Genomic DNA, 18,797 nt, shown 5'->3' on the forward strand with positions numbered 1-18,797 from the left:
TCGGCGCCAGGACCTATCGTCGTGACTGTCAGTGATGAGTCGTTGCGGAAGGTCAGGGGGAGTGGCATGGCTGTCAAGGAGACCGCCGTCCGGGAGGCGCTCGGCATGCAGCGCGCCCGGGAGGAACTGTGCCTGGGGCCCGAGGAGTTCGAGGTCGCGCTGCAGACCGGCGAAGTGCGCACGGCGCCGGCCGTCGCGGGCCGGCGGCGCGTGGTCCGGGAGGATGTGGACCGGCTGCGCGCGGAGGAGGGCTTCCCCGACCGCCTGCGCGAACGGCTGGAGTTGGTGGGAGGCATGGAGGGCGCGGCGCTGATCGGCATCAGCCGGGAGCGCTTCACCAGACTGGCCAAGGGCGGCTTCCTCCGCCCCGTCCGCTGGTATGTCAATCGCTACCGCGCGGTCGTCTGGCTCTATCTCGCCGAGGAGGTGCGGCGGTTCGCCCGGGCCCATCCGGCGCTGCTCGAGGGCCGGCTGCCCGTCGAGTTGAGGGACGCCCTCGACGACGGGGAGGATCACCGCGGCCGGGGCTGGCGGGCGCGCCGGGTGGAGGAGCTGGTGCGGGACGCGGAGGACGCCTGGGCCGAGGCGGCCGCCTGGGCCGCCCTGCTGGGTCCCGAAGCGGCGGCCGGCGCGGTACCGGAGAACCATGAGCGCGCGTATCTGCGGCGGCTGTGCCCGGCGCTGCCGCCCGGCAGCACGGGCTCGTACGCGACACGCGAGGTCATCGAGGCCCTGACCGTCGCGTCCGACCCCGACGAGGTCACCTTCGCCCAGGTCTCCCTCGCCGACGCCCTGTTGCGGGCCCGCGCGTCCCGCCCCGTGCCGCGCCCCGAGCGGGTGGCACCCGCCGCCTCCACCCCGCCCGGTGTCCCCGCGCCCCTTCCCGCCCACGATCCACCGGCCGCCCCGCCCCCACCCGCAGCTGCGCCGCCCCCGTCCCCGCCCCTGCCCCCGCCCGTCGAACCGCCCGGCCGCTGGCGCCGCTTCCTCGGCCTCGGGTGATCGCGGGCGCGCCGTGAAAAGCAGATGCGACGGGATGGCGGCGCAGGCGAGACTGCTCGGGCCGGCCGGCGCTGCCCGTGCGCCCGCCATCCCCGAACAGTCAAGGAGCCCGCGCTTGCAGGGTGTCGTCACCGTCTCGCCTTCCCAGATGCCCGAGCTGCTGCTCAACTTGGCCACCGTCCGGCCGGTCTTCCTGTGGGGCGCCCCCGGCATCGGGAAGTCGTCCCTGGTCAGGGAGTTCGCCGACTCGCTGGGGCTGGAGTGCGTGAGTCTCATAGGCACCCAGCTGGCTCCGGAGGACCTCATCGGCGTTCCGCAGATCGTCGACGGCCGCTCCAGGTTCTGCCCGCCGGAGACGATCGCCCGTGACGAGCCGTACTGCCTGTTCCTCGACGAGTTGAACGCGGCCACCCCCGATGTGCAGAAGGCCTTCTACTCGCTGATCCTCGACCGGCGCATCGGCTCGTACGAGTTGCCGCCGGGCAGCATCGTGATCGGCGCGGGCAACCGGACCACCGACAACGCACTGGCCCGGCCGATGGCCTCCGCCCTGGTCAACCGGCTCGCGCACGTCCACCTGCGGGCCTCCGCCGCGGACTGGCTCGTCTGGGCGGCGAGCGCGGGCATCCATCCGTGGATCGTCGATCACCTCACCGACCGGCCGGACCACCTGTGGTCGGCTCCGCCCAAGACCGAGGAGCCGTTCTCCACTCCGCGCGCCTGGCACATGCTCTCCGACGCGCTCCACTCCTTCGGACCCGCCCTGGACGAGGAGACGCTGAAGGTGCTCGCGTACGGCACGCTCACCCCGGCACACGCCACGGCCTTCTGCGGCTATGTCAAGATCGTCCGGCACTCCTACGGTCTGGACGCCATCCTCAAGGGGGACGCTTCCTGGCCGCGCCGCATCGAGGACCGTGATCTGCTCTACTACCTCGCGGACTCCTTCCGCGGCCGTCTGATCAAGGAGCTGCCGGCGCAGCGGGAGCACGCGTCCCCGGCGGTGCGGCAGTTCGCCTACCGGGCCAAGGCGCTGCTGGTGCAGTTGGCCGAGATCTCGGTCGAGGTCGCCCAGACGGTGATCGCCGACGGTGACGACGACAACCCCGTGCTGCCCTCCTGGTTCCTCCTCGAAGCCGCCCGGGACATGCCGCGGCTGGTCGAGGCGCGCCGGTGAGCGGTGCACGCGGAGACACGTCCCGGGGGCGGTCGGCACCCCGCAAGGATCCGGCGGCCGAGGCCTTCGCCGCCGGCGTGGACCTGCTCCGCCGCAACACCGCCCTTGCCGCGCTCTCCGCCGTCAACGGACGTCTGTGCCGGAGCAAGGAGTGCGAGGAGCACCCTCGCGGCGGTTGGGCGGCGGTCACTTCCAATGGCGTCGTGCACGCCGACCCGCTGCGTCGCGCGGACCCAGAGGAGTGGGCGTGGGTGGTGGCCCACTGCCTCCTGCACCTCGGCTTCGGCCATGTGCCGGCCGCGAAGGGCGTGCGAGAGCAGCCCGACCGGTTCGATCTGGCCGCCCGTTGCACGGTGGTCAACCGCTTCCTGGACACCTTCCCCGTGGGCCGTGCTCCCGTCGCGCTTCCGCAGGGATTCCCGGACGGCGACGAGGAGCAACTTGCCGCCCGCTGGCGTCGCGACGGCATCCCGGCCGGGTTCACGGCGTGCGGCGTCGCGGGCACGCTGCCCGACCAGGTGCTCCGCCCCTGGCACCAGCCCTGGTCCACGCCCGAGGACTGGACCGTGGCCTTCGCGAGCGCCCTGACCCGCACGATGTCGGCGGCCATGGACGTCGCGGGAGGCCGCCGGGAGGAGCTCACCGGTGCCCGGCGCCCGCAGCGCCCCTGGGAACGCGCCCTGAGCTGGTTCGTCTCCTCCTACCCGCTGCTCGGCGGCATCGCCGCCGGGATGACCCTGGTCGCCGACGCCGAACTCGCCCGTGCCCAGCAGATCTCGGTGGCGGCGGTCAACGCGGACGCGGGGGAGATCTACCTCAACCCCCTGTGCCGGTACGCCGACGAGGAGTGGCGTTTCATCCTGGCCCACGAGATGCTGCACGCCGCGCTGCGCCACGGCGAACGCCGTGGCGGGCGGGACGCCTACCTGTTCAACGTCGCCGCCGACTACGTCATCAACGGCTGGCTGGTGGAGATGGGCGTCGGGCAGATGCCCGAGGGGCTGCTGCACGACCCGGAGCTCGCCGGACTGTCCAGCGAGGAGGTGTACGACCGGATCGTCCGCGACCAGCGGCGGGTGCGCCGTCTGGCCACGCTGCGCGGCAAGGGCCTCGGGGACGTCCTCGGGGAGCCGCTGCCGCGCCCCGGAGAGACGGCCCCCACCTGGCTGGACCTGGACGAGTTCTACCGGCGCGGGCTGTTCCAGGGCTTCGAGTTGCACCAGCGCAAGCGCGGATTCCTGCCCGCCGGACTCATCGAGGAGATTCGTGCGCTGTCCCACCCACCGCTGCCGTGGGACGCCAGGCTGGCCCGCTGGTTCGACGAGTACGTGCCGAGCCCGGAGGCGGTGCGCAGCTTCTCCCGCCCCGCGCGGCGGCAGGCGTCCACGCCCGACATTCCCCGGGCCGGTCGCGCCTTCCCGCCCCAGGAGGTGGCCCGTTGCACCTTCGGCGTGGTCCTGGACACCTCCGGGTCCATGAGCCGGGCGCTGCTCGGCAAGGCGCTCGGCGCCATCGCGTCCTACGCCACCGCCCGCGACGTGACCGCGGCCCGGGTGGTGTTCTGCGACGCGGCCCCCTTCGACGCGGGCTACCTGCCGGTGACCGAGATCGCCCACCGGGTACGAGTCAGGGGCCGCGGCGGCACCGTGCTGCAGCCCGCCGTCGACCTCCTCCAGCGCGCACGGGACTTCCCGCCGACGGCTCCGATCCTGGTCATCACGGACGGCGACTGCGACGTCCTGCGGGTTCGCCGTGAACACGCCTTCCTCGTCCCGGAGAGCGCCCGGCTCCCCTTCACGCCGCGGGGGCCGGTCTTCCGCATGCGCTGAGGGCGGCCGGGGCGGGGCAGGACACGGCCCGCCCCGCCCCGGCCTCGCCGCCTTCAGTCCCCGTGCTTCCGGAACAGCCCTTCCTGGACCACGGAGACCAGCAGCCGGCCCTCGCGGTCGTAGATGCGGCCGCGGGCCAGGCCGCGGGCGCCGGTCGCGATGGGCGACTCCTGGTCGTACAGGAACCACTCGTCGGTACGGAACGGCCGGTGGAACCACATCGCGTGGTCCAGCGAGGCCATGTCGAACCCGCGCGGTCCCCACAGGGGCTCGACCGGCACGCGCACGGCGTCCAGCAGCATCATGTCGCTCGCATAGGCGAGGGCGCAGGTGTGCACCAGCGGGTCGTCGCCGAGCGGGCCCACCGCCCGCATCCAGACCGCGCTGCGCGGCTCCGCGCCCTCGATCTCCTCGGCGGTCCACCGCAGCCGGTCCACATAGCGGATGTCGAACGGCTGCCGGCGCGCCATCCGCTCCAACTGCTCGGGCAGCTCGCCAAGATGCTCCCGGAGCTCGTCGGCGAGCCTCGGCAGGCTCTCCGGATCCGGGACCTCGCGCATCGGCAACTGGTGCTCGAACCCGGGCTCCGGCTGGTGGAAGGAGGCGGTCAGGTTGAAGATCGTCCGCCCCTGCTGCACCGCGACCACGCGGCGCGTGGTGAAGGAGCGGCCGTCGCGGATCCGCTCCACCTGGTACACGATCGGCACTCCGGGGCGTCCCGGCCGCAGGAAGTACGCGTGCAGCGAGTGCACCGGCCTGCTGCCGTCCGTCGTGCGTCCCGCCGCCACGAGCGCCTGGCCCGCGACCTGCCCGCCGAACACCCGCTGGAGGCGCTCCTGCGGGCTCTGCCCGCGGAAGATGTCCTCCTCGATCCTCTCCAGGTCCAGAAGGTCCACCAGCCGCTCGGCCGGGTTGGTCATCGGATGCGCTCCTTCGCGCCGGTTGTCGGTCCGGCGGTCACAGCGCGCCCACCGCCGTCACCTTGACCACCGCGCGGCCCTCCTCGTCGGAGGCGGTGAGGTCGATCTCGGCGGAGATGCCCCAGTCGTGGTCGCCGTCGGGGTCCGCGAAGGTCTGGCGGACCTTCCAGAGCCCCTCCTCGGGACGCTCCTCGATCTGCAGCAGCTTCGGGCCGCGGGCGTCCGGCCCGGTGCCCAGATCCGCGTACTCGTCCCAGTAGGCGTCCATCGCGTCGGCCCAGGCGTCGGCGTCCCAGCCCGCCTCGGAGTCCATCTCGCCGAGTTCGCCGAACCGCTCCAGCGCGGCCAGCTCCACCCGGCGGAACATCGCGTTGCGCACCAGGACGCGGAAGGCACGGGCGTTGGCCGTGACCGGCTTGACCTGGTCGGCGCGCTCCTGGGCCTCCTCGGCGGTCATCTCCGCCGGGTTGGCGAGCTGCTCCCACTCGTCCAGCAGGCTGGAGTCGACCTGGCGGACCAGCTCGCCCAGCCAGGCGATGAGGTCCTGGAGGTCCTCGGACTTCAGGTCGTCCGGGACGGTGTGCTCCAGCGCCTTGTAGGCGCTCGCCAGGTAGCGCAGGACGATCCCCTCGGTCCTGGCCAGTTCGTAGTGGGAGACGAACTCGGAGAAGGTCATCGCCCGTTCGTACATGTCGCGTACGACCGACTTGGGCGACAGCGGGTGGTCGCCCACCCAGGGGTGGCTCTTGCGGTAGACGCCGTAGGCGTGCGAGAGCACGTCCTCCAGCGGCTTGGGATAGGAGACGTCCTGGAGCCGCTCCATCCGCTCCTCGTACTCCAACCCGTCGGCCTTCATGGCCGCCACGGCCTCGCCGCGGGCCTTGTTCTGCTGGGCGGCGATGATCTGCCGGGGGTCGTCGAGGGTCGACTCGATCACCGACAGCATGTCCAGCGCGTAGGACGGGGACTCCGGGTCCAGCAGCTCGAAGGCGGCCAGCGCGAAGGTGGACAGCGGCTGGTTGAGCGCGAAGTCCTGCTGCAGGTCCACCGTCAGACGGACGATGCGGCCCTCCTCGTCGGGCTCGTCCAGGCGTTCCACGACCCCGCCCGCCAGCAGCGAGCGGTAGATCGCGATGGCCCGCCGGATGTGCCGCAGCTGGGCCCTGCGGTCCTCGTGGTTGTCCTCCAGCAGCCGGCGCATCGCGTCGAAGGCGTTGCCCGGGCGGGCGATCACCGAGAGCAGCATCGCGTGCGTGACCCGGAAGCGGGAGGTGAGCGGCTCGGGATCGGAGGCGATCAGCTTCTCGAAGGTGCTCTCCGTCCACCCGACGAAGCCCTCGGGCGCCTTCTTGCGCACCACCTTGCGGCGCTTCTTCGGGTCGTCGCCGGCCTTCGCCAGGGCCTTCTCGTTCTCGATCACGTGCTCCGGGGCCTGGGCCACCACGAAGCCGGACGTGTCGAATCCGGCCCGCCCGGCGCGGCCCGCGATCTGGTGGAACTCACGGGAGCGCAGCACGCGCACGCGGTTGCCGTCGTACTTGGTGAGGGCGGTGAACAGCACCGTGCGGATGGGCACGTTGACGCCGACGCCGAGGGTGTCCGTGCCGCAGATGACCTTCAGCAGCCCCGCCTGCGCCAGTTTCTCCACCAGCCGCCGGTACTTGGGCAGCATTCCGGCGTGGTGCACGCCGATGCCGTGCCGGACGTAACGGGACAGGTTGCGGCCGAACTTGGTGGTGAAGCGGAAGTTCCCGATGAGCTCCGCGATGGCGTCCTTCTCGGCCCGCGTGCACATGTTGATGCTCATCAGCGCCTGGGCCCGTTCCACGGCCGCCGCCTGCGTGAAGTGGACGATGTAGACAGGGGCCTGGCGGGTCTCCAGCAGCTCCGTCAGCGTCTCGGTGAGCGGCGTCAGCCGGTACTCGTACGACAGCGGAACCGGGCGCGTGGCGGAGCGCACGACGGCCGTGGGACGGCCGGTGCGGCGGGTGAGGTCCTTCTCGAAGCGCGTGACGTCGCCGAGCGTCGCCGACATCAGCAGGAACTGCGCCTGCGGCAGCTCCAGCAGCGGGATCTGCCACGCCCAGCCGCGGTCCGGCTCGGCGTAGAAGTGGAACTCGTCCATGACGACCTGGCCGATGTCCGCGTCCTTGCCGTCGCGAAGCGCTATCGACGCCAGGACCTCCGCCGTGCAGCAGATGACGGGCGCGTCCGGGTTGACCGAGGCGTCGCCCGTGAGCATGCCGACGTTCTCGGTACCGAAGAGCTTGCACAGGTCGAAGAACTTCTCCGACACCAGTGCCTTGATGGGCGCGGTGTAGAAGGTGACCTCGTCCCGGGCCAGCGCGGCGAAGTGCGCACCCGCCGCGACCAGGCTCTTCCCGGACCCGGTGGGGGTCGACAGGATGACGTTCGCCCCCGACACCACCTCGATCAGCGCCTCCTCCTGGGCGGGATAGAGCGAGATGCCCCGCCCCTCCACCCAGGTCGAGAAGGCCTCGAAGAGGGCATCGGGGTCGGGCTCGGAAGGCAGCTGATCGATGAGGGTCACACCACCATCTTGCCTGCCCCGCGCACCGGGGGATGAACCGGCGGTACGGAGGAAGATCGACCGGCGGTATGGTGTGCCGTCGATTACGCGTCAACTCCGCTTTCGGGGCGGGGTGAAAGGGCGGGGCACACACCATGATGGGACCGGCACATTCCATCTCCGGAGCGGCGGCATGGCTGTCGGTAGGAGCAGTCTCCGCGGGGCTCGGTCATCCGATGCCGTGGCCGACCATCGTCGTCGGTGCGCTGATCTGCGCCGGCGCGGCTCTCGCCCCCGACCTGGACCACAAGGCGGCGACGATCTCGCGAGCGTTCGGCCCCATATCACGCGGGCTGTGCGAGATCATCGACAAGCTGTCGTTCGCCACCTACAAGAAGACCCGGAAGCCCGGTGACCCCGTGCGCCAGGGCGGGCACCGCACCCTCACCCACACCTGGCTGTGGGCGGTCCTGATGGGCGCCGCGGCCTCCGGCCTGGCCCTGGTGGGCGGCCGGTGGGCGGTACTCGTCATCCTCTTCGTGCACGCGGTACTGGCCGTCGAGGGACTGCTGTGGCGGCAGGCCCGGGTCTCCAGCGACATCCTGGTCTGGCTGCTCGGCGCGACCAGCGCCTGGGTGCTGGCGGACGCCCTGGACAGCACCGAGAGCGGCAAGGCCTGGCTCTTCACCGAGCCCGGCCAGCACTACCTGTGGATCGGCATCCCCATCGTGCTGGGCTCCATCGTGCACTGCATCGGCGACGCCCTGACGGTGTCCGGCTGCCCGGTGCTGTGGCCCATCCCGATCGGGCGCAGGCGCTGGTACCCGCTCGGCCCGCCCAAGTTCATGCGCTTCCGCGCCGGCAGCAAGGTCGAGGTCAAGGTGCTGACGCCGGTGTTCTTCGTGATCGGCGGCGTGGGCGCGGCCGGGGCCCTGTTCTTCGGCTGAGAGCCCCTGCCGCGCCGCACCGCCACGCCGTGACGCGGCGCCGTGCCGGTCCGCACTATCCGTGCCAGGACCGCCACAGCGCCGCGTACGCGCCGTCGGCCTCGACCAGCTGGTCGTGGCTGCCCAGCTCGCTGATGCGGCCGTCCTCGACCACGGCGATCAGGTCCGCGTCGTGCGCGGTGTGCAGCCGGTGGGCGATGGCCACCACGGTCCGGCCGTCCAGCACGCGGGCCAGCGACCGCTCCAGGTGACGCGCCGCCCGCGGGTCCAGCAGCGAGGTCGCCTCGTCCAGCACCAGGGTGTGCGGGTCCGCGAGGACCAGCCGGGCCAGCGCCACCTGCTGCGCCTGGGCCGGGGTCAGAGCGGTGCCGCCCGAGCCGACCTCGGTGTCCAGCCCGTCGTCCAGCGCCCGGGCCCAGCCGTCGGCGTCGACCGCGGCGAGTGCCGCCCACAGCTCCTCGTCGGACGTTCCCGCGCGGGCCAGCAGCAGGTTGTCACGGAGCGTTCCCACGAACACGTGGTGCTCCTGGTTGACCAGCGCCACGTGCTCGCGCACCCGCTCCGCCGGCATCCGGGCCAGCTGGGCGCCGCCCAGGGTGATCTCGCCCGACCGCGGGCTGTAGATCCCGGCCAGCAGCCGTCCGAGCGTCGACTTGCCCGCCCCGGAGGGGCCGACCAGCGCCAGCCGGGTGCCGGGCCGGACGCGCAGGCTCACCCCGTGCAGCACGTCGGTGCCGGCGCGGTAGCCGAAGCGCACGGCGTCCGCGTGGACGTCGCGGCCGTCGGGGGCCACCCGCTCGTCCCCGGCACCCGGCTCGACCTCGCGGACGCCGACCAGGCGGGCCAGCGACACCTGTGCCACCTGGAGCTCGTCGTACCAGCGCAGGATGAGGTTGATCGGGTCCACCAGCATCTGCGCGTAGAGCGCGCCGGTGGTCAGCTCGCCCACCGACACCCAGCCGCGCAGCACCAGCGTCCCGCCGATCATGAGCACCGAGGCGAGGATCAGCATGTACGTCACGTTGATGACCGGGAAGAGCACACTGCGCAGCCACAACGTGTAGCGCTCCCACGCCACCCACTGGCGGATGCGGGTGCGCGAGAGCTCCTCGCGGCGGTCGCCGAGCCGGTGCGCCTCGATGGTGCGGCCGGCGTCCACCGACTCCGCGAGGACCGCCGAGACCGCCGCGTAGCCGGCCGCCTCGGAGCGGTACGCCCGCGGCGCCCGCCGGAAGTACCAGCGGCAGCCGGCCAGCAGTACCGGCACGGCCACCAGCACCGCCAGCGCCAGCGGGGGCGAGGTGACGGTCAGCGCGCCGAGCAGCAGGCCGCTCCACACCACGGCGATCGCCAGCTGCGGGACGGCCTCCCGCATCGCGTTGGAGAGCCGGTCGATGTCCGTGGTGATGCGGGACAGCAGGTCGCCCGTGCCCGCCCGCTCCAGGACGCCCGGGGGCAGCCCCACGGACCGTACGAGGAAGTCCTCGCGCAGGTCCGCCAGCATCCGCTCGCCCAGGATCGCGCCGCGCAGGCGCACCTCCCGGATAAACACCGTCTGCACGGCGAGCGCGACGGCGAACAGCGCCATGGTGCGCCCGATGTGCAGGTCCCGGTGGCCCGCCGCCAGGTCCTCCACCAGTCCGCCCAGCAGATAGGGGCCGACCATCGACGCCACGACCGCGACCGCGTTCACCGAGACGAGCACGGCGAAGGCGCCCCGGTGCCGCCGGGCGAGCTCGCCGACGTAGCCGCGGACCGTGGCGGGCGAGCCCACCGGCAGGGTCGTCGCGTGCCGCGGCGCGGCCGGGTCGTACTCCGGCGGTTTCACGCCGATCATGCGGATTCCTCGGCTTTCTGGAGTCGTGCGGATGCGCGGAGCTCCGGCTCGGTCTCGCGGGTGACCACGGCGCGGTAGCCGAGATCGGCGCGGAGCAGTTCGCGGTGCGTGCCGGTGGCGCGGACGGCGCCGTCCTCGACGAACACCACGCGGTCCGCCCGGTCCAGCAGCAGCGGACTGGAGGTGAGGACCACGGTCGTGCGGTCGGCGCGCAGTGCCCGCAGGCCCTGGGCGATCCGGGCCTCGGTGTGCGTGTCGACCGCGCTGGTCGGCTCGTCCAGCACCAGTACCTCCGGGTCGGCGACGAGGGACCGGGCCAGCGCCAGGCGCTGCCGCTGTCCGCCCGACAGGGACCGTCCGCGTTCGGTGATCCGGGACCGCATCGGGTCCCCGGAGTCGTCCACGGAGGCCTGGGCCAGCGCGTCGAGCACGTCGCCGCACTGCGCCGCGGCGAGTGCCTCGGCCGGGGCGACGTTCCCCGAGGCGGGTACGTCGAGCAGCTCGCTCAAGGTGCCGGACAGCAGCACCGGGTCCTTGTCCTGGACCAGCACCGCCGCGCGGGCCGCCGCCAACGGCAGCTCGTCCAGTGCCGTTCCGCCCAGCAGGACCGAGGGCGTCCCCTCGGTCCGGTCCGGGCTGTGGCCGCCCAGCCGGTCGGCCAGCGCGCCCGCCGCGTCCGGGTCCCCGCACACCACGGCGGTCAGTTCCCCCGCCGGGGCCAGCAGGCCCGTCAGGGGGTCGTAGAGGTCGCCGGCCGGCGGCCGTACCCCGTCCGCTCCGGCCTCACCGCCGTCGCCGTCGCCGGCGGCCGCATCGCGCCGCAGCGCCAGCACGCCGGCCGCGCGCTTGGCGGACGGCCGGGAGAAGGAGTACGCCATGGCGATCTCCTCGAAGCCCCGCAGCGGGAACAGCAGGAAGACCACCGTCCCGTAGACGGTGACCAGCTCGCCCACCGTGATCCGCCCGTCCAGCGCCAGCCGCGCTCCGTACCAGGTGACCGCGAGGAGCAGCAGCCCCGGCAGGGCCACTTGCACGGCGCTGATCAGCGCCCACATCCGGGCGTTGCGGACGGCGGCGCTGCGGACGTCCTGGGAGGCCCGGCGGTAGCGGGAGAGGAACAGCTCCTCGCCGCCGATGCCGCGCAGCACACGCAGTCCGGCCACGGTGTCGGAGGCCAGTTCGGTCGCCTTGCCCGCCTTGGCGCGCTGCTCGTCGGCGCGCCGGGTCGCGTGCGGCAGCAGCGGCAGCACCGCCAGGGCCAGTACGGGGACACCAGCGGCGACGATCAGCCCGAGTTCGGGCCGGTAGACCAGAAGGGCGGCGGTGACCCCGGCGGTCACCAGTACGGAGCTGGCGAAGCGGGCCAGCGCCTCGACGAACCAGCCGATCTTCTCGACGTCGCCGGTGCTCACCGCGACGACCTCGCCGGCCGCGACCCGCCGGGTGAGCAGGGAGCCGAGCTCCACGGTCTTGCGGGAGAGCAGCAACTGCACCCGGGCGGCCGCGACGATCCAGTTGGTGACGGCGGTGCGGTGCAGCATGGTGTCGCCGAGGGCGGTCACCACGCCCAGGACGAGGATCAGTCCGCCGGACAGCGCGAGCCGTCCGCCGGAGCGGTCGACGACGGCCTGCACGGCGAGGCCGACCGCGGCCGGGATGCAGGCCACCGCCGCCATGTGGAGGGTGCCCCACAGCGTGGCCTTGATCTGGCCGGCGATCTGGCGCTGTTCCAGCCAGAGCAGGAAGCGGAAGCCGGAGCGGGTATCGGGGACACCCGGGTCGGCATGGGGGAGTGAGCGAAGCGACATGGCGTCCCGACATCGGTGCTGGGGGTGAGAGGAGACGTGCCAGCGTCGCGTCACCGGGGTGTCGAATTCAACCGGTTTTCTCCCCGTGCGCAGGGAACGCGCCAGGGCCCGGACTCGTCCTCACGGAAGGGATGCGAGGATGGAACGCGATGCGTGGGAGAGGGAAGGTCCGAGTGATGCGTGGGGCGGGGACGGCGGTCGTCGCGGCGGCACTGGTGCTGCTCGCCGGCTGTGCCGGGGGCGCGGAGAAGCAGCAGGACGGTCCCGGGCGCGCCGTGAAGCAGCCGGCGCACGCCACCCAGGCCGCCGCGACCCGTGAGATACCGGGCGTCGGCGCCGCTCTGCGATCCCGTATCCCTGCCGGCTCCCGGCAGGTCGTGGCGGTGTACGGGGACGGCGTACGGTCGGCCGACGCCACCATCGTGCTGTACACCCGGAACGGCGACCTCTGGAAGCGCGAGCGCTCGTGGTCCGGTCACAACGGCAAGCGCGGCTGGACCACCGACCATCAGGAGGGCGACCGGAAGAGCCCGGTGGGCGTCTTCACGCTCTCCGACGCGGGCGGCGTCCTTGCCGACCCCGGCAGCGGGCTGCCGTACCACCGCTCCCCGGCCTTCGCCGCGCCGCGGTCGTGGGCCAAGTCGCACTGGCACGACTTCGACCTCGTCATCGCCATCGACTACAACCGGGTCAAGGGCACGTCCCCGCTCGATCCGACCCGCCCCCAGGGCCAGTCCAAGGGCGGCGGCATCTGGCTGCACATGGACCACGGCAGCGGCACCTCTGCGTGCGTCAGCCAGTCCAAGGCGGACATGGAGTATCTGCTGCGCACACTCGACCCGGCGCTGCACCCCGTCGTGGTGATGGGGGACCGGGCGCACCTGGCGGCCTGAGGATCCGGCGGCCCGGCAAACCGACGGCGGATCAGAATGGCTTGCCCAAGGCCGGGTAGGGCCGCCGCAAGAACGAAGCAGGCTGTTTCCGCAAGAAGTTGAAAGTTTTTCCACGCGATGTATTGACGCTCCCCGCCCGCGGGGCCACTCTCCTATCCGGAGTTCCCACGGGCGGGAGCTCCGCCCCCACACTCGATGGCCCGGCGCGTGGCTGTCTTCGGGGCACCTTTGTGCCCGAACACGAAGGAGCCGCACCATGAGATCGCGTTTTCTGCGCGCGGGTCTGGCCGCCCTGCTGACCACGGCAGGTCTCGTCGCCGTCTCGCAGCAGCCGGCCCAGGCAGCGCCGCCCGGCAGCAAGGACGTCACGGCCACTCTCTTCGAGTGGAAATTCGCCTCGGTCGCCAGGGAATGCACGAACACCCTCGGTCCGGCCGGCTACGGCTACGTCGAGGTGTCACCGCCCCAGGAGCACGTCCAGGGCGCCCAGTGGTGGACCTCCTACCAGCCCGTCAGCTACCGCATCGCGGGCCGGCTGGGCGACGGCACGGCCTTCAAGAACATGGTCGACACCTGCCACGCCGCCGGGGTCAAGGTGATCGCGGACGCCGTCGTCAACCACATGAGCTCCGGCTCCGGCACCGGGACCGGCGGCACGTCGTACAGCAAGTACAACTACCCCGGGTACTACCAGGACCAGGACTTCCACTCCTGCCGTTCGAACATCACCGACTACACCAACCGCGGCAACGTCCAGAACTGCGAACTCGTCGGGCTCTCGGATCTGAACACCGGCAACGACTATGTGCGCTCGACCATCGCGGCGTACCTGAACAGCCTGATATCGCTGGGCGTCGACGGATTCCGCATCGACGCGGCCAAGCACATGGCGGCCTCCGATCTCGCCGCCATCAAGGCCAAGCTCAGCAATCCCTCCGTCTTCTGGGCCCAGGAGGTCATCTACGGCTCCGGAGAGGCCGTGCAGCCCGGCGAGTACACCGGCACCGGTGATGTCGACGCCTTCCAGGGCGCGTACGACCTCAAGCGGATCTTCACCGGCGAGAAGCTCGCCTACCTGAACAACTGGGGCGCCTCATGGGGCGCGGGCTACCTCGCGAGCGGCAGTTCGCGCACCTTCGTCGACAACTGGGACACCGAGCGGAACGGGTCGACCCTCAACTACAAGGCCGGAGCGACCTACACCCTGGCCAACGTCTACATGCTGGCCTGGCCGTACGGCTCGCCCAACGTCCACTCCGGCTACGAGTTCTCCGACAACGACGCGGGCCCGCCGAACGGCGGCACCGTCAACGCCTGCTACAGCGACGGCTGGAAGTGCCAGCACGCCTGGCCGCAGATCGCGGGCATGGTCGGCTTCCGCAACGCAGTGGCCGGCACCGCGGTGACCAACTGGTGGTCCAACGGCAACAACGCCATCGCCTTCGGGCGCGGCAGCAAGGGCTACGTCGCGATCAACCACGAGAGCGGCTCGCTGACGCAGACCTTCACCACCTCGCTGCCCGCCGGCACCTATTGCGACGTGCAGCACGGCGGCGCCACCTACACCGTCGGCTCGGACGGCAGGTTCACCGCCACGATCGGCGCGCACGACGCGGTGGCGCTCTACGTCGGCGCGCCCTGCGGCGGCGGGGGCACGAACCCGGCGAGCGGCGCGTCCTTCTCGGTTAACGCGACCACGGTGTGGGGCCAGAACGTCTACGTCGTCGGCAACAACGCCGCGCTCGGCAACTGGAACACCGGCAGCGCCCTGCCGCTGTCCTCGGCGGCCTACCCGGTGTGGAAGCTCGACGTCTCCATGAGCGCGGGCACGTCCTTTGAGTACAAGTACATCAAGAAGGACGGCAGCGGGAACGTCACCTGGGAGTCGGGTGCCAACCGTACGGCGACCGTCCCCGCCAGCGGCAAGGTGACGCTGGGCGACACCTGGCGCGCCTGACCTGCCCTCGCGCGCTTCAGCAGCGACCCGGCGCGGTGTCCAGGGCGGCGAGCAACGCCGTCAGGGCATCGCGCTGGTCCGCGTCCAGGGGCGCGAGCAGTTCCTCGGCGGCGGCCCGGCGTGCCTGCCGCAGCCGTCGCACGGCGCCGTCGCCCTCGTCGGTGAGCTCGATGCGCACCACCCGGCGATTGGCCGGATCGGGCACCCTGCGGACGAGTCCCCGCTCCTCCAGCGCGTCGGTCAGGCTCGTCACCGCTCGCGGAACGACGTCCAGGCGTTCGGCGAGGTCGGCCATCCGCGGCGGTGTCCCGCCCTTGAGGACGTGCGCGACCGTGCGCAGCATGCGCGCCTGGGCGGGAGTGACGCCCACCGGCTCCAGGTGCCGCCGCTGAGCACGGTGCAGCCGGCGGGTCAGCCAGAGCAGCTGGTCGGCGAGGCGGCCGGTGGACTCGTCGGCGTCCGCGGCAACGGTGCGGGATTCCATGGTCAGAGGGTATCAGGATGCGGTTCATTGTGAGTATAGGTAACAATGAACTACACTCTCATCGTCCTGCCGTACCCGGACCTTTCGGAGGCCCTTTGCACCCCGATGAAACCCCGCGGTGGACCCCGCCGCCCAAGGACCCCGCCACACCCACCGACGTGCGCCGCGTCCTGCGGCTCTTCCGCCCCTATCGCGGCCGCCTCGCCATCGTCGGGCTCCTGGTCGGCGCCGCCTCGCTCGTCTCGGTCGCCTCGCCCTTCATGCTGCGCGCGATCCTCGACACCGCCATTCCGCAGGGCCGCACCGGACTGCTCAGCCTGCTCGCCCTCGGCATGATCGCCACCGCCGTCCTCAACAGCGTCTTCGGCGTCCTGCAGACCCTCATCTCGACCACGGTCGGCCAGCGCGTCATGCACGATCTGCGCACCGCCGTCTACGAGCGGCTGCAGCGGATGTCGCTCGCCTTCTTCACCAGGACCCGGACCGGTGAGGTCCAGTCGCGCATCGCCAACGACATCGGCGGCATGCAGGCCACCGTCACCTCCACCGCGACCTCGCTGGTCTCCAACCTCACCAGCGTCGTGGCCACCGTCGTCGCCATGCTCGCGCTGGACTGGCGGCTGACCGTCGTCTCCCTGCTGCTGCTCCCGGTCTTCGTGTGGATCAGCCGCCGGGTCGGCACCGAACGCAAGAAGATCACCACGCAGCGCCAGAAACAGATGGCCGCGATGTCCGCCATCGTCACCGAGTCGCTCTCCGTCAGCGGCATCCTCCTCGGCCGCACCATGGGGCGCGCCGACTCCCTCACCCGCTCCTTCGCCGACGAGTCGGACCGCCTGGTCGACCTCGAAGTGCGCTCCAACATGGCCGGCCGCTGGCGCATGTCCACCATCGGCATCGTCATGGCCGCCATGCCCGCCCTCATCTACTGGGTCGCCGGCATCGCCGTCCACGGAGGGGGCGGGGCGGTGTCCATCGGCACGCTCGTCGCCTTCGTGTCGCTCCAGCAGGGGCTGTTCCGGCCCACCGTCAGCCTGCTGTCGACCGGAGTGCAGGTGCAGACCTCGCTCGCGCTTTTCCAGCGCATCTTCGAATACCTCGACCTGCCCGTCGACATCACCGAGGAGGACGACCCCGTGCGCCTCCCGCGCATCCGCGGCGACATCCGCTTCGAGGGCGTCGGCTTCTCCTACGATCAGGCGTCACCCGGGCGCACCCTGGACGGCATCGACCTCGAGGTCCCGGCCGGCGGCAGCCTCGCCGTCGTCGGCGCCACCGGCTCCGGCAAGAGCACCCTGAGCTACCTCGTGCCGCGGCTGTACGACGTCACCGAGGGCCGCGTCACCCTGGACGGCGTCGACGTGCGCGACCTCGCCTTCGACACGCTCGCCGCATCGGTCGGCGTCGTCTCCCAGGAGACGTACCTCTTCCACGCCTCCATCGCCGAGAACCTTCGCTTCGCCAAGCCCGACGCCACCGACGACGAGATCGTGGCCGCCGCCCGCGCCGCGCAGATCCACGACCACATCGCGGGCCTTCCGGACGGCTACGACACCGTCGTCGGCGAGCGCGGCTACCGCTTCTCCGGGGGCGAGAAGCAGCGTCTGGCCATCGCGCGGACGATCCTGCGCGACCCGCCGGTGCTCATCCTCGACGAGGCCACCAGCGCGCTGGACACCCGCACCGAGCACGCCGTCCAGGAGGCCATCGACGCGCTCTCGGCGGGCCGCACCACCATCACGATCGCCCACCGGCTGTCCACCGTGCGCGACGCCGACCAGATCGTCGTGCTGGACCACGGACGGATCGCCGAACGCGGCAGCCACGACGAACTGCTCGCACGGGACGGCCGCTACGCCGCCCTGGTCCGCCGTGACGCCCAACTGGTCCGTACGGCATGATCGACGGCCATGGGACCCATCGCGGGGGCGGAACTCCCCGGCTACCGGCAGATCGAGGCGGACGCCTGGACCAATGACCACGGCGACGTGGTGAGCCTGCACTGGTTCGACGTGCCGCCGGACATCCCGGCGCCCCTGGAGGACCTGCCGCGCCTGCGGTACGCCCTGGCCCACTACACGGCCGCGGCGGGCGGCGGTCTCGTCGAGGCGGACGTGCTGCACCTCGGCACGGTTCCCACGCTGCGCCAGGTGATCAAGGTCCCGCTGCCGGACCAGCCCACCGGCCAGGCTTTCCTGGGCAGTTACACCCTGCCCCGCGCCGGTTGCAGCGCCGTGGTGAAGGTGCAGGCGCTGGAGCAGGGCGCCACGGGCAGCCGGGAGGCCAAGGTGCTCATCGAACTCGGCCCGGAGCGCTACTTCATGCCCCACCCGTACGCCTCCGACCTGCGCCGGGGCCTGCCCTTCCACTGGGGCGACGCCCCCCACTACGACGGGCACTTCCCGGAGCACCCGCTCACCCGGGTCCGGGACGCGCTGGCGCAGCTGGCCGTGTCCCTCACGGTCGCCCCGGACTTCGCGGCCCTGCCGCCCTTTGTGGGACCGGCCGCCGCCACGCCGTAGCCCCGGGTGGGCAAGCGCACACCCGGGCCCGGGCGATCACCCGCCCGGCACCCGGCACCGGCGCTAGAGCCTGTCGTCACATTGGCTCCCCCAGCTACCGCTGGGAGGTGCCCCCACCGCCCGGAGGGCGGGCCTCGCGGTTCCCCCAGCTGGCGCTGGGAGGTGCCCCCAGGTGCGGTGCATCGCAAGGCGGAGAGTCGTCCTCGTGGTGGGCTACTCGGACGATTCGACAACTCCCCCGGGCCGAAGGCTGGGGGAGTGCCGTGCCTGGGGGTACCTCCCAGCGAAGCTGGGGGAGCGTCGCGGGGTGGGGGCACCCCCGGCCGAAGGCTGGGGGAGTGCCGTGCCTGGGGGTACCTCCCAGCGAAGCTGGGGGAGCGTCGCGGGGTGGGGGCACCCCCGGCCGAAGGTTGGGGGCGGGAATGTGACGACAGGCTCTAGGGTGAGCGGCGCCGCAGAGACCGCAGGAGGTTCCCGATGGCCGCGTCCGACCGTTCCGCCCGGCTGCTGGCCCGGCTGCTCGCCACCACGGGCACGGCCCACTTCGTGGCGCCCGGCCCCTTCGACGCGATCGTCCCGCGTGCCCTTCCCGGTGACCCCCGCACCTGGACCTACGTCAGCGGCGCGGTCGAACTGGCGCTGGCCGCCGGCATCGCGCTGCCGCGCACCCGCCGGGCGAGCGCCCTGCTGGCGGCCGGCTTCTTCACCGCGGTCTTCCCCGCCAACGTGAAGATGGCCCGGGACTGGCGGGACCGGCCCGGGCCCCTGCGGAAGGCCGCCTACGCCCGGCTGCCCCTCCAGGCGCCGCTCGTGCTGTGGGCCCTGAAGGTGAGCCGCGACACCCAGGTGTGACCGGCCCGCCGGGCGTTGTCGGTGGCCCGTTCTAATCTC

General features: G+C 72.1%; 14 protein-coding genes. 9 read left to right on the forward strand and 5 right to left on the reverse strand.

Annotated elements, in window-relative coordinates:
• Positions 1–66: 66 nt before the first annotated feature.
• From AB0F62_RS07675 to AB0F62_RS07685, 3 genes are all read left to right on the forward strand, one after another.
• A complete protein-coding gene (locus tag AB0F62_RS07675) occupies positions 67–1,002 on the forward strand; it encodes a DUF6397 family protein (RefSeq protein ID WP_361793332.1) in 936 nt (311 codons plus the stop codon).
• A gap of 115 nt (positions 1,003–1,117) precedes the next feature.
• Positions 1,118–2,179, forward strand: coding sequence for a MoxR family ATPase (locus tag AB0F62_RS07680; protein WP_361793335.1), 1,062 nt, complete (start codon positions 1,118–1,120; stop codon positions 2,177–2,179).
• Positions 2,176–4,008 carry a hypothetical protein gene (locus tag AB0F62_RS07685; RefSeq protein WP_361793338.1) on the forward strand — a complete coding sequence of 611 codons (1,833 nt, stop codon included), beginning with the start codon at positions 2,176–2,178 and terminating at the stop codon, positions 4,006–4,008. The genes AB0F62_RS07680 and AB0F62_RS07685 overlap by 4 nt, the downstream gene beginning before the upstream one ends.
• A gap of 53 nt (positions 4,009–4,061) precedes the next feature.
• Here the strand turns inward: AB0F62_RS07685 and AB0F62_RS07690 are convergent, their stop codons facing one another.
• Both AB0F62_RS07690 and AB0F62_RS07695 read right to left on the reverse strand, forming a co-directional pair.
• Entirely contained in the window at positions 4,062–4,928 is an 867-nt protein-coding gene (locus AB0F62_RS07690) for an acyl-CoA thioesterase II (protein ID WP_361793341.1), read from the reverse strand.
• A gap of 37 nt (positions 4,929–4,965) precedes the next feature.
• Complete coding sequence (locus AB0F62_RS07695; RefSeq protein ID WP_361793344.1) at positions 4,966–7,479, reverse strand: DUF3516 domain-containing protein; 2,514 nt, start codon at positions 7,477–7,479, stop codon at positions 4,966–4,968.
• Positions 7,480–7,613: 134 nt separating this feature from the next.
• On the opposite strand from AB0F62_RS07695, the gene AB0F62_RS07700 reads away from it, so the two are divergent.
• A complete protein-coding gene (locus tag AB0F62_RS07700; RefSeq protein ID WP_361793347.1) occupies positions 7,614–8,405 on the forward strand; it encodes a metal-dependent hydrolase in 792 nt (263 codons plus the stop codon).
• Positions 8,406–8,460: 55 nt separating this feature from the next.
• Here the strand turns inward: AB0F62_RS07700 and AB0F62_RS07705 are convergent, their stop codons facing one another.
• Both AB0F62_RS07705 and AB0F62_RS07710 read right to left on the reverse strand, forming a co-directional pair.
• Positions 8,461–10,242 (reverse strand): ABC transporter ATP-binding protein, encoded by a 1,782-nt coding sequence (locus AB0F62_RS07705; RefSeq protein ID WP_361793350.1) that lies wholly within the window; start codon positions 10,240–10,242, stop codon positions 8,461–8,463.
• Entirely contained in the window at positions 10,239–12,050 is a 1,812-nt protein-coding gene (locus tag AB0F62_RS07710) for an ABC transporter ATP-binding protein (protein ID WP_361793352.1), read from the reverse strand. Before AB0F62_RS07710 ends, AB0F62_RS07705 begins: the two co-directional genes overlap by 4 nt.
• Before the next feature lie 176 nt (positions 12,051–12,226).
• Here AB0F62_RS07710 and AB0F62_RS07715 point away from each other — a divergent pair, with 176 nt between their 5' ends.
• Positions 12,227–12,943: a L,D-transpeptidase family protein gene (locus tag AB0F62_RS07715; protein WP_361793355.1), complete on the forward strand. Its 717-nt coding sequence runs from the start codon at positions 12,227–12,229 to the stop codon at positions 12,941–12,943.
• A 256-nt stretch (positions 12,944–13,199) separates the two neighbouring features.
• On the forward strand, positions 13,200–14,900 hold the full coding sequence (locus tag AB0F62_RS07720) for a carbohydrate-binding module family 20 domain-containing protein (protein WP_361793358.1): 1,701 nt from the start codon (positions 13,200–13,202) through the stop codon (positions 14,898–14,900).
• Positions 14,901–14,916: 16 nt separating this feature from the next.
• Here the strand turns inward: AB0F62_RS07720 and AB0F62_RS07725 are convergent, their stop codons facing one another.
• Entirely contained in the window at positions 14,917–15,384 is a 468-nt protein-coding gene (locus AB0F62_RS07725; RefSeq protein ID WP_361793361.1) for a MarR family transcriptional regulator, read from the reverse strand.
• Positions 15,385–15,542: 158 nt separating this feature from the next.
• Between AB0F62_RS07725 and AB0F62_RS07730 the strand changes: the two genes are divergently transcribed.
• From AB0F62_RS07730 to AB0F62_RS07740, 3 genes are all read left to right on the forward strand, one after another.
• Positions 15,543–17,285: an ABC transporter ATP-binding protein gene (locus AB0F62_RS07730; protein WP_361793458.1), complete on the forward strand. Its 1,743-nt coding sequence runs from the start codon at positions 15,543–15,545 to the stop codon at positions 17,283–17,285.
• 9 nt (positions 17,286–17,294) lie between these two features.
• Complete coding sequence (locus AB0F62_RS07735) at positions 17,295–17,906, forward strand: hypothetical protein (protein WP_361793364.1); 612 nt, start codon at positions 17,295–17,297, stop codon at positions 17,904–17,906.
• Between the two features lie 477 nt (positions 17,907–18,383).
• Complete coding sequence (locus AB0F62_RS07740; RefSeq protein WP_361793367.1) at positions 18,384–18,758, forward strand: hypothetical protein; 375 nt, start codon at positions 18,384–18,386, stop codon at positions 18,756–18,758.
• Positions 18,759–18,797 lie beyond the last annotated feature (39 nt).

The sequence above is a fragment of the Streptomyces sp. NPDC026673 genome (genome assembly GCF_040638135.1).
Lineage (GTDB): Bacteria > Actinomycetota > Actinomycetes > Streptomycetales > Streptomycetaceae > Actinacidiphila.